Here is a 10,826-nt window from a genome sequence, read left to right as displayed (position 1 = left end):
TCGGAATGAAACACCTCGGGGCGGTGGCGGGCGGGCTCGCGTGGCTGCTCGCCACCGCCGCGCTGTGCGGGTGCTCCTCGCCATCCGCCGATGACGAGGCCATCGCCGGCGCGACCAAGCTGGCCCGCGGCGACATCGAACGGGCCGCGAGGTTCTTGGGCTACTGGTCAACATCGTCAGCCGATGCTCACGCCAACTACGAACTCGCGAAGAAGAACCTGACACAACGGACGTTCGTGGCTCGGATGACCCTGCTCCAGAGCCACTTCTCCGAAAGCGTTCAGACCTACGATGTCACGACGACCGAACGTGGAGGAGGGGACAACGGGTTCGGTGGGGGATACACCGAGAAGACGGTGCGCATGTGCGCCCGATTGACATCCCGTCTCTCCTCGACAGCTCCTCGCGTCGAGATTTCGGACCTTCGTTGCCCTCCCGGACTGCCGGACAGAGGGATCGGCGGCCCGATCGACAAGGTCGTCCCCTGGAAACCTCATTAGGCGAGAGACGGCGCTCGACGCCCGGTGACTCGCCGGCGCTTCCGGCGCGCCGGCGAGTCCGCGTCGTCCGGATGCTCCTATGGATGTCAAGCCGCTGAGGCGGTGACGTCGTTGGGACTTGGCGGGCAGATGATCTTGTAGATCTCGCGGGCGATGTAGCGTTTGAGGCAGCGCATGATCTCGGGTTTGGACATGCCTTCCTTGGTGCGTCGTTGCATGTAGGCGCGGGTGCGGGGGTCCCAGCGCAGACGGCAGACCACGATCCGGTGCAGCGCTGAGTTGGCTTGCCGGTCCCCGCCTCGGTTGAGCCGGTGTCGGTGGGTGCGGCCGGAGGAAGCGGGCAGGGGGGCGGCGCCGCAGAGCATGGCGAAGGCGGCTTCGGATCGGAGCCGGTCGGGGTTGTCGCCGGCGGTGACCAGCAGTTGGCCTGCGATATCGGGGCCGACGCCGTTGAGTTGAAGCAGGGTGGGGTTGATCGCGGTCACCAGGGGTTCGATGAGTTCGTCCAGGTCGGTGATCTCGACGGTCAGCTGCTGGTGGCGACGGGCCAGGGCGCGCAGGGCGAGCATGACTGCGGTGGCGGGGTCGCCGGCGAGCGTGGGGTCGGGGCGGGCCGTGGCGCAGATCTTGATCAATTCCCGGTTCTTCAGCTTGCGCAGCCGGGTGCGTAGCTGGTCCGGTGCGGTGATGATCAAGGCTTTGATCTGCCGTTGGGCGTCGGCGCGCCCGGCGATCGCGCTGCGGCGGGCGACCCGCAGGTTGCGAAGCGCTTCGACCTGGCCACCGCGGGTCTTGGGTCGCCCGGTGCGGTGGGCGGCGAGCGCGGTGCGGGCGGCGGCCTCGGCGTCGACGGGGTCGGATTTGCCTTGCCATCGGCGGGCTTTGCGGTCGGGGCGGTCGATCTCGACCATCGCCACGCCTTGCCCGGACAGGTAGCGGGCCAGCCCGGCTCCGTAGGCGCCGGTGCCCTCAATGCCCACCAGCACCAGGACCCCGAACGCCTGAAGCCAGGTCAGCAACGCCGCGTATCCGGCGCCGGTAGCGGGGAACTGCGCCGATCCCAGCATCCGGCCGGCCGAATCGATCGCGGCTGCGGTGTGGGTGTCCTTGTGAATGTCGACGCCGCCGGTGACCTGGACCTCATGGGGTGTAATGGTGGGCATGGCCGTCCTGTTCTCATCGATCGGGAAGGGCGGCACGCACCAGCCAGGCGTTGGACAAGACAGTGATGGGGCCTCTGGCCAGGCTCCTATGAGGTCACTACGCCACGTCCGGTGAGTGCAGATGAGCGCCTCCCGATCCGGGCCGACAGATCCGGTTGAGGACCCGAAGTCAGTCAGTTGGAGGGTCAGACCCAATCGGGAGGCGCTCATCTACATCATCACTGTCAGTTGTAGAAGGTCGCGCTGTGGATGTCGACCGGGTCGGTGGTGTTGCCGGTGGCCACGCCGTACACGGCCACGAAGGCGGAGCCGGTCGAGACCAGGCCGGTGTAGTCGCCGATCATCCGGCCGGAGCTCGTCGACGGCACCGTCCGCGCGTCGAACGGGCCCTCGATGTGCCGCTCGCGCCACGATGCGGGCTTCGTGCAGTCATTTCCGCAGGTCACGGCCCAGAAGTCGGTGGGCAGGGTGGCGGCGGAGGTGTTGTTGCGGAAGTCGTAGTACGTGATCGCCACCGTGCCTCCGGGGGACACGGCGATCGCCGGTACCGCGGCCGAACCCGTGGGCGTCTTGTCCACGCGGACCGGGCCGGACCAGGTCTTCCCGTCATCCGAAGACCGCGCGTACGCGACGTGGAAGGTGCCGTCGGCACTCTGGCTCTGCCAGACCGCGTTCACCACCTTGCTGTTCGGCCGGGCCGCCAGCAGGGGCAGCGTGGCGTTGCGCACCGCGTCACCCGAGTTGTCGGGGTCCGGGATCTTGGTGCCCACGGTGAACGGGGCCGCCACGTTCAGCGTCGGCGCCGACCACGTGGCGCCGCCGTCGGTCGAGCGGATGACCTGGGTGGCGGCGGTGGTGTTGGTCTCCTGGTGCATGCCGATCAGCAGCGTCCCGTCGGCCAGCGGTTCCAGGACGGTGCCGATGACGCCGCTGTCGGTGGGGAAGTCGTACACCTTCTTCGTGGTCCAGGTGCGCCCGTCGTCGGTCGACTTCGCCAGGTAGACCGGCTGGACCCAGTCTCCGTTCGCCTGGGTGTCGACCCGGTCCCAGACCGCGTAGACCACGCCCGGGTGGTACGGGTCGGCGATGATCGACGGGCGGTCGTTGAAGAACTCCGGGTCGTCGTCCCGCTGCAGGGTCACCGGGGCGTCCCAGTGCTCGCCGCCGTCACCGGACCGCGAAACCAGCATCGCCGTCACCTCGCCGGTACGCGACAGCGAGAACGACGCGGCCACCGCCGTACCGGACGGCGTGACCGTGACCCAGTGGTCCGTGGTGACGTCGTAGTCCCCGCCGCCCGCGGCGGTACCGCCGTTGCACCGGGAGAACGCGGGCTGGTCCGCCGACGGGTGCCACGTCGCGCCGTAGTCGTCGGACACGGCGGTGACGGCTCCGTTGCTGCCGTACCGGTTCCACCGGTCCTGCTGGTACACCGCCACGAGATGCCCCGGTCGCTTCGGGTCCCGGGCCACCATGGGCTGAACCTCGGTGTTCGGGTTCAGTACATAACCGTCGCCCTCGGGCATCCCGCAACCCGCCGGCAGTGCACTGGTACCCGATACCGGAACCACACTGGCCGGGTCAGAACCATCCGCGAAGGCGGACTGAGCCGAGAAGGTACAGGCGAACACGGTGGCCGCCACGGCCACCACTGACCTGGAAAGTCGTTTCAACGGTGCGTCTTTCCTCATCTTCGATGGGGGTCTCCACAGGGGACGCCGCCACCCGGCCGGGCAACGTGTCCCAGGAGGCGCCGAATCGGCACAGGCGACGCTACCGTCCCAAGATCATTAAGGGAATGATCGTCTGCTCCCCGCCGCGCGGCCATCACCGCCACGGCAGGGACGGTGATCGGCCACTGGCCCTGATCACAGATCAGGAGCACAGCGCACTCCTGCCGCGACGCCGGGTTCTCCCCGGCCACTTTCGGTCAGGGCCGGTTCGGCGGGCGACCGAAGGGCGCCTGCCCGCGTCCCCGGCCGCTCCTGTCGCCGCACGGTCGTCCACGTGCGTGCGCCGCACCTGCGCCGGCCGCGACCGGACCATCTCCATGCTGGAAAGCGAGGAGTACTGGCCGGCGACGGACGAGGAGGCCGAAGCCCGGTACGTCGTCGAATGCACCTGCGGCTCCGACGAATTCGCGGCCGCGGTCGGCTTCAACTTCTACGACGACTCGCCGACCCCGGACATCCGCTGGGTCGGCATCGCGGTCCGATGCACGGCCGACGGCCTCATCGGCTACTGCGCGAGCTGGAAGATCGGCTACGGGCCCTCACGCCACCTGCTCGACGCGGTCTGAAGCGCAGGCCCATCCAGCGCGAACCCGCCGAACCCGGTCGTCAGGGGGGCGGCCTGCGGTGTGCGGCAGGCGGCCAGGGGGCGGGCGGCGTGTATCCGGGTCGGCTCGCGCGGGACTGACCTACACGTTGCAGACGATCAAGCGACGGCAGCCGTGGCAGGCCCGCCATCGGACAAACCAGGTATTGACCGGACAGACTTCGCAACTTAGGCTCCCTCTCAATCTACGAGAAGCATTCTCACTCTATGAGAGTAGGGCGTAGACAGTGAGCCAAGCCGCAGATCGCACCCTCATCCTGTTGGAGCACGTCGCCCGTGCGTCGGGACCCATGGGACTCCTGGAAATCGCCGGGAGAACCGGCTTGGACAAGACGACGTGTTCGCGCCTGCTCGGACTGCTGGTCACGAGGGGATGGCTCGTCCGTGACACCGAGACGAAGAAGTACTCGGTCGGACCGACCTTGGTGGGGATCAGCATGTCGGCGAGCCTGCCCGACCAGGTGCGGCTGCACTTCTTCCCGCTGCTGCACGAGCTGCGCGAGGCGTCCGGCGAAACGGTGAGCCTGCAGCGTCGCTTCGGCACATTGCGGGTCTGCGTCGCCGGCCTGGAGAGTCAGCACTCACTCCGCCGGAGTCTGCCCATCGGGAGCTCCATGCCGCTGTCCGCGGGCCCCTCCGGGAAAGCCATCCTGGCGTTCGCGGACACCGAGACGACGACCGCGGCGTTCGCCGGGCTCGAAGAAGCTCGGCACCAGACGGTGCACGACCACCTGGGGCAGATCCGCAAGACCGGATATCTGTCCACGGACGGCGACCGCACGCCGGGCGTCGGTGCGATCGCCGCTCCGCTGTTCGACCGCGGTGGCGTCTACGGCTCTTTAACGCTGGCCGGTCCGAGCTCGCGGTTCGACGCCGCGGCGCGGCAGGCGATGCTGCCGATGCTGCTGCGCGCGGCCCGCGACCTGACCGTCCTGCTCGGCGGCGACACCGGTCGCTACGACGGCTGGACCGCCGCCAACCCACCCAACCAGCTCTGACCCGCACGAGGAGTCATCCACGTGAAGACGGCACCTTTGCCGATCACCATGCTGTTCATCCCGGGGACCGAGAAGGCGAAGTTCGTTAAGATCCCGCAACTGCCCGCTCGCGCGTTCATTCTCGACCTCGAGGACGCCGTGCCGCCGGGCGAGAAGGCCGGGAGCCGGACGCTCGTCGCCGGGGCCATCGACGAGTTCGGCGTCGACGCGCGCCTGCACGTCCGGGTGAACCCCGTGGACAGCCCCTACCTTGTGGACGACCTTGAGGCGGTCGTTCGCCCGGGCCTGACCGGGGTGAACCTGCCCAAGACGACCAGCGCCGCCGACATCCAGGTGGTCGACCGGCTGATCGAGGCCTTCGAACGCCGCGCCGGCCTGCCCGTCGGCGAAATCGAGATCATGGCGACGGTCGAGACCGTCAAGGGCGTACGGCAGGTGTTCGAGATCGCCGCCGCGGCGCCCCGGCTGAAGCGGCTCTGCTTCGGTGCGGGTGACTTCTCCCTGGACGTCGGCGTCGACTGGCCGCACGAGGACGGTGTGACCGGCGAGACGCTGCTGTTCGCCAAGAGCCAGCTGGTCCTCGCCTCGCGGATGGCCGGGCTGGAGCCGCCGCACGACTCGGTGTACCCGAGGTACGACGACCTCGACGCGCTGCGCCGTGAGGCGACGGAGTCCCGCCGCCTGGGCTTTCTCGGCAAGCACGCGATCCACCCGTCCCAGCTCCCGGTGATCGATGAGGTCTACCGGCCGAGCACCCGGCAGGTCGAACGCGCACGCCGGCTGGTGGCGGCGTTCGACGAGGCGGAAGCGCACGGCAAGGGCGCCGTGGGCGTGGACGGCGAGCTCGTCGACTACCCGATCCTCTATCGCGCCCGGGACATCATCGCCGAGGCCGGAGCGTGAGCGCCGCGGAACCCGAGGGCGCCCCGGCCGCGTTGGCCGGGCTGCGGGTCGTCGACATGGCCTCGCTCTACGCCGGTCCGCTGATCGCCACCATCCTCGGCGACTTCGGCGCCGACGTCGTCAAGGTCGAGCACCCCCGCGGCGACGACGCCCGCCGTTGGGGCAAGGCGCGGGACGGCGTACCGCTGTGGTGGAAGGTGATCTCCCGCAACAAGGACCTGATCGCGCTCGACCTCCACAAGCCCGACGATCGCGAGATCGCCCGGGACCTCTGCCGCTGGGCCGACGTCGTCATCGAGAACTTCCGGCCCGGCCGGCTGGACTCGTGGGGAATGGGCTACGAGGAGCTCGCGGCCGACAACCCGGGGCTCGTCATGGTGAAGGTCACCGGGTTCGGCCAGACCGGCCCGTACGCCGACCGTCCCGGCTTCGGCACCCTCGCCGAGGCGTTCAGCGGGTTCGCCGCGATCACCGGAGCCGCCGACGGTCCGCCTACGCTGCCGCCCTTCGGCCTGGCCGACGGCGTGGCGGCACTGACCGGTGCCTACGCCGCGCTCACGGCGCTGCGGTGGCGAGACAGCCGACCCGACGGCCGTGGCCAGGTGGTGGACCTGAGCCTGTACGAACCCCTGTTCGGTATCCTCGGCCCGCAGGTCATCGAGTACGACCAGCTCGGTATCCTGCAGAAACGCCGGGGCAACCGGTCCCCGCGGACCGCGCCGCGCAACGCCTACCGGACCGCCGACGACCGCTGGGTGACGCTCTCGGCGGGCACCCAGCAGATCGCCAACCGAATCTTCACCGCCATCGGCCGGCCCGAACTGGCGGACGACGAGCGCTTCTCCCAGCCCGCCGCCCGCTCGGCCAACTCCGAGTTGGTCGACGGCATCGTGGCCGACTGGATCGCCGGACAGCGCCTTGCCGACGTCCTGGAGGCGTTCGAGCGAGCACAGGCTCCCATCGCGCCGGTGTACGAGACCGACCAGATCGTCCGCGACCCGCAGTACCTCGCCCGCGAGACCGTCGTCTCCGTACCCGACGCCGACCTCGGCCGGATCCGGATGCAGAACGTGATCCCCAAGCTCTCGCGGACCCCTGGCCGCATCCGCCGGACCGGTCCCGCCGAGGTCGACGCCGACCGCGACGCAGTGCTGGCCCGCCTGAACACAGAGCAGGAGCGAACGACATGGTGAGTGCCCCGGCACCCACGGCACGCCCCGGCGCGCAGGACAGCCTGCCGCCTCCCTCGTCGCTGTGGAACGACCTGCTCGGCGAGGACGAGCGCGCCCGGCTGGCCCACGGAAGGTTCGCCCGCCGCTCGGGGTTCGGGAAGCGCCCGGCGGTCGTCGTGATCGACGCGCAGAACTACATGCTGGGGCCGATCGGCGACGAGCCCTATGAGTACGTGTCCTCCTGCGGCGAGGTCGGCCGGGCGGGGGCACGCCAGATCGCCCGGCTACTCGACGCGGCACGCGAGGCCGGCGCGCCCGTGTTCTACACGCGGTTCGAGCTGGCCCGCGATGGTTCCGACATGGGCGCCTACCGGCGCAAGCGGGACCTGGTGGAGTCCGAGGGCTGGTGCCTGGAGGACAGCTTCGGCGCCGCCATCGCCGACGTCGTGGCCCCGAAGGACGGCGACATCGTGATGGTCAAGAAGAAGCCGTCCGGGTTCGTCGGCACGCCGCTGCTCGGTCTGCTCATCGATCGGGGCGTCGACACGGTCATCGTGGTCGGCGGCTCGACCAGCAACTGCGTGCGGGCCACCGCGGTCGACGCCGTCTCGCTGAACTTCCGCGTCGTCGTCCCGGCCGACTGCGTCTTCGACCGCGTCGGCATCTCCCACCGGGTGGCGCTTTTCGACCTGGACCGCCAGTACGGAGACGTCATGTGGTGCGACGAGGTGATCGCGGCGCTGCGCGAAGGGCCGACGGCATGACCACCGGGAGGGGTCCGCGTCGTGACCTGGTCGGGTACGGCCGCCGGCCTCCGCAGGGCACCTGGCCGGGCGGGGCACGGGTCGCGCTCAACGTCGTGGTCAACGTGGAGGAGGGGTCGGAGCGGTCGATGGCCGACGGCGACGGCCGGGGCGAAGGCCTTGGTGAGGTCCCGCGCGCTGTCGACCCTAACTACCGGGACCTGGGTACCGAGTCGGTCTATGAGTACGGCAGCCGAGCCGGGATCTTCCGGTTGTTGCGGCTGTTCGACCGCCTCGGCGTGCGGACCACCGCGTTCGCCGCGGCGATGGCGCTGGAACGCAACCCCGACGCGGCCGCCTGGCTGGTCGAGTCCGGCCACGAGGTCTGCGCACACGGATACCGCTGGTCCGAGGCGTGGACGGTGAGCCGGGAGGAGGAGGCGCAGGCGATCGCCGCCGCGGTGGAGTCCATCACGGCCACGTGCGGGCAGCGGCCGCTCGGCTGGTACTCGCGCTGGATGCCGAGCATCCACACCCGGCAACTCCTCATGGAGGAGGGCGGGTTCCTCTACGACGCCGACGCCTACAACGACGACATTCCGTACTACGCGCCGGTCGAGGACAGCTGGCAGCTCGTCGTGCCGTACTCCATGACCTACAACGACAGCTTCTACCACTACGGCCACCTCGGCGGGCCGAGTGACTTCGTCGACTACTGCCGTCGCGCCCTGGACTATCTCGCCGAGGAGGACGACGGGGCGCCGCGGCTGATGTCCGTCGGCCTGCATCCGCGCCTTTCCGGCCAGGCCGCCCGGGCCTCGGCGCTGGCCGAGTTCCTCGAACACGCCACGAGCCGGGACGACGTGTGGGTGACCACCCGGCTCGACATCGCCCGGTACTGGCGCGAGCATTTCCCGCCACCGGCCGGTGAACCCGAGGCCGTCGCATGAGTAAGGGCCTCACCGGCAGGGTCGCACTGGTCACCGGCGCGAGTGCGGGCATCGGCCGCGGCGTCGCCGCGGGCCTGGCCGCCGCGGGTGCGTCGGTGCTCGCGGTCGCTCGCCGCGGCGAACTGCTCGACACGCTGGTGTCCGGTCTGCCCACCGGCGATGGCCGGGAACACGCGACGATCGTCGCCGACCTCGCCGTGTCCTCCGACGTCGACCGGGTGATCTCCGTGGCGGGTGGGCGCGGTGTCGACATTCTCATCAACAACGCCGGCAGCTCGGTGCCGGCACCCGTCGGCACCGGCGAGCCCGTGTGGGAGGAGACGTTCGCGATCCAGTTCCACACACCACGCCGGATCACCGAGGCGCTCTCCCCGGAGATGCGCCGCCGCCGCTACGGCCGGGTGATCATGCTGGGCGGCACTCTGGAGCCGACGGCCACCCCCAACGCCTCGACGGCGGCCAAGGCGGCGCTCGCCGTATGGGCGAAGGCGTTCTCCAACGCGGTGGCCGCCGACGGCGTGACCGTGAACACGATCATCCCTGGCCGGGTGACCAGCGAACAGATGGTCACCCGCCTGTACCCCGACCCGGGGGAACGAGCCCGGTTCGCCGCCGACCACATCCCGGTCGGCCACTTCGGCGAGCCGAGCGACGTCGCCGCACTGACGGCCTTCCTGGCCGACCCGGCCGCCGGCTACCTCACCGGTGCCGTCATCCCCGTCGACGGCGGCATGCGCCGCCACGCTTTCTGACCCCCTGCTCCTGAGGAGAAGAGATGAAACGAACGGTCACCGGACGCCGGATGGCGGCCGCCTCCATGGCGGGAGTGATGTCACTGGCCGTCGCCGCCTGTGGCTCCGGCGGCAGCGACTCGTCCGGGCCGATCAGGATCGGCGCCCTGTTCCCCACCACGGGCACTCTGGCGACACTGGGGAAGGCCAGCCTCGACGGCGCCCAGATCGCCGTCGACATGATCAACGGCCAGGGCGGGGTCAAGGGTCGCAAGGTCCAGCTCGTCAACGGCGACCCGTCATCGGCCTCGACGGCCGTGAGCGAGGCGACGCGGCTGACCGTCAAGGAACACGTCAAGATCGTTGAGGGCACCTATGCCAGTGACCTGGCACTGGCCGCCTCGGCCGCGGCGGTGCGCAACGGCGCGTTCTACTGGGAGACCGACGCGATCAGCGACCAGCTGACCAGCCGTGGCCTGAAGAACTTCTTCCAGTTCCCCTACGCCGCCTCCTCCAACGGGGCCAACAGCGCCGACATGGTCAAGAACATGATCAACCCGGTGCTCGGCCATCCGGCCAAGGTCGTGGTCGTCCACAACGACTCGTCCTACGGCGCGCTCGTGGCCAAGGGCGCGGAGGACCAGGCGAGGAAGGACGGCCTGACCGTCCTCGGCAACTACTCCTACCCCACCGACACGAACGACCAGTCATCGCTCGCGCTGCGGATCAAGCAGGCGGCTCCCGAGGCCGTGATCGCGGCGTCCTACCAGAACGATGCCGTGCTGCTCCTCAAGGCGCTGAACCAGCAGAACGTCAAGCTCGCCGCGTTCATGGGCACCGGCGGCATCTACGGGCTGCCCGCCTTCAAGAGCGCACTGGGGTCGGGTACCGAGGGACTGTTCGACACCGAGGGCAGCGCAAGCGTCCCCGACTCCGCCCTGAACCCCGACGTTCAGAAGCTGCGCGCCACCTTCGTGGGCAAGTGGAAGCAGTCGCACGGCGGCGCGGCCCCGACGTTCCTGCCCACCATCGCCTTCGACGCGACCTGGGTGCTGCTCCAGGACGTGCTGGCCAAGGCCAAGTCCGACAGTCCCAAGGACCTGTCGGCGGCGGCGAAGTCGGTCGACCTCGCGCCGGGCTCGACGATCCTCGGCTACGGCGTGAAGTTCAGCCCCAAGGGACTCAACGAGCGGGCGTTCGTGGTGGGCATGCAGTGGCAGGGCGACAACCCGGTCGTGGTCTACCCGCAGAAGTACGCGTCGGCCAAGCCGGTCAAGATCCCGCTCTCGCCGCGGTCCAAGGGATGACCTGAGAGCCGACAAGGAGATC

At 69.7% G+C, this 10,826-nt stretch carries 11 protein-coding genes; 9 read left to right on the top strand and 2 right to left on the bottom strand.

The features are described from left to right. Window positions 1-5: 5 nt before the first annotated feature. A complete protein-coding gene (locus OG417_RS33800) occupies window positions 6-500 on the top strand; it encodes a hypothetical protein (protein ID WP_329237306.1) in 495 nt (164 codons plus the stop codon). 86 nt (window positions 501-586) lie between these two features. Here the strand turns inward: OG417_RS33800 and OG417_RS33795 are convergent, their stop codons facing one another. Then, window positions 587-1,663, bottom strand: a complete 1,077-nt coding sequence (locus OG417_RS33795) for an IS110 family transposase (RefSeq protein WP_329262787.1) — start codon at window positions 1,661-1,663, stop codon at window positions 587-589. Between the two features lie 224 nt (window positions 1,664-1,887). Then, entirely contained in the window at window positions 1,888-3,189 is a 1,302-nt protein-coding gene (locus OG417_RS33790; RefSeq protein ID WP_329237303.1) for a sialidase family protein, read from the bottom strand. Between the two features lie 524 nt (window positions 3,190-3,713). Here OG417_RS33790 and OG417_RS33785 point away from each other — a divergent pair. The 8 genes from OG417_RS33785 (at window position 3,714) to OG417_RS33750 (ending at window position 10,804) form a co-directional block, all read left to right on the top strand. Further along, window positions 3,714-3,962, top strand: coding sequence for a hypothetical protein (locus OG417_RS33785; RefSeq protein WP_329237300.1), 249 nt, complete (start codon window positions 3,714-3,716; stop codon window positions 3,960-3,962). A gap of 265 nt (window positions 3,963-4,227) precedes the next feature. Beyond that, the gene (locus tag OG417_RS33780) at window positions 4,228-4,998 is read left to right on the top strand and encodes an IclR family transcriptional regulator (RefSeq protein WP_329237297.1); all 771 of its coding nucleotides are present in this window, start codon (window positions 4,228-4,230) and stop codon (window positions 4,996-4,998) included. Window positions 4,999-5,019: 21 nt separating this feature from the next. Next, window positions 5,020-5,901: an HpcH/HpaI aldolase/citrate lyase family protein gene (locus tag OG417_RS33775; protein WP_329237294.1), complete on the top strand. Its 882-nt coding sequence runs from the start codon at window positions 5,020-5,022 to the stop codon at window positions 5,899-5,901. Further along, a complete protein-coding gene (locus OG417_RS33770) occupies window positions 5,898-7,094 on the top strand; it encodes a CaiB/BaiF CoA transferase family protein (protein WP_329237291.1) in 1,197 nt (398 codons plus the stop codon). The genes OG417_RS33775 and OG417_RS33770 overlap by 4 nt, the downstream gene beginning before the upstream one ends. After that, entirely contained in the window at window positions 7,088-7,837 is a 750-nt protein-coding gene (locus OG417_RS33765; protein WP_329237288.1) for an isochorismatase family protein, read from the top strand. Before OG417_RS33770 ends, OG417_RS33765 begins: the two co-directional genes overlap by 7 nt. Continuing rightward, window positions 7,834-8,766 (top strand): polysaccharide deacetylase family protein, encoded by a 933-nt coding sequence (locus OG417_RS33760; RefSeq protein WP_329237285.1) that lies wholly within the window; start codon window positions 7,834-7,836, stop codon window positions 8,764-8,766. Before OG417_RS33765 ends, OG417_RS33760 begins: the two co-directional genes overlap by 4 nt. Then, window positions 8,763-9,518, top strand: coding sequence for an SDR family oxidoreductase (locus OG417_RS33755; protein ID WP_329237283.1), 756 nt, complete (start codon window positions 8,763-8,765; stop codon window positions 9,516-9,518). Before OG417_RS33760 ends, OG417_RS33755 begins: the two co-directional genes overlap by 4 nt. A gap of 23 nt (window positions 9,519-9,541) precedes the next feature. Continuing rightward, a complete protein-coding gene (locus OG417_RS33750) occupies window positions 9,542-10,804 on the top strand; it encodes an ABC transporter substrate-binding protein (RefSeq protein ID WP_329237280.1) in 1,263 nt (420 codons plus the stop codon). The last annotated feature ends 22 nt before the right edge of the window (window positions 10,805-10,826 follow it).

The organism is Actinoallomurus sp. NBC_01490 (assembly GCF_036227085.1).
In the GTDB taxonomy this organism is placed as follows: Bacteria; Actinomycetota; Actinomycetes; order Streptosporangiales; family Streptosporangiaceae; genus Actinoallomurus; species Actinoallomurus oryzae.
Note: the sequence above shows the minus strand (reverse complement) of the source record. Positions and strands in the feature narration are given on the sequence as shown.

Bases quoted from the DNA above. Each gene is read 5' to 3' on its own strand.
- OG417_RS33800 (WP_329237306.1), top strand. From the start codon at position 6: ATGAAACACCTCGGGGCGGTGGCGGGCGGGCTCGCGTGGCTGCTCGCC.
- OG417_RS33790 (WP_329237303.1), bottom strand. From the start codon at position 3,189: ATGCCCGAGGGCGACGGTTATGTACTGAACCCGAACACCGAGGTTCAG.
- OG417_RS33750 (WP_329237280.1), top strand. From the start codon at position 9,542: ATGAAACGAACGGTCACCGGACGCCGGATGGCGGCCGCCTCCATGGCG.
- OG417_RS33795 (WP_329262787.1), bottom strand. From the start codon at position 1,663: ATGCCCACCATTACACCCCATGAGGTCCAGGTCACCGGCGGCGTCGAC.
- OG417_RS33765 (WP_329237288.1), top strand. From the start codon at position 7,088: ATGGTGAGTGCCCCGGCACCCACGGCACGCCCCGGCGCGCAGGACAGC.
- OG417_RS33760 (WP_329237285.1), top strand. From the start codon at position 7,834: ATGACCACCGGGAGGGGTCCGCGTCGTGACCTGGTCGGGTACGGCCGC.
- OG417_RS33785 (WP_329237300.1), top strand. From the start codon at position 3,714: ATGCTGGAAAGCGAGGAGTACTGGCCGGCGACGGACGAGGAGGCCGAA.
- OG417_RS33755 (WP_329237283.1), top strand. From the start codon at position 8,763: ATGAGTAAGGGCCTCACCGGCAGGGTCGCACTGGTCACCGGCGCGAGT.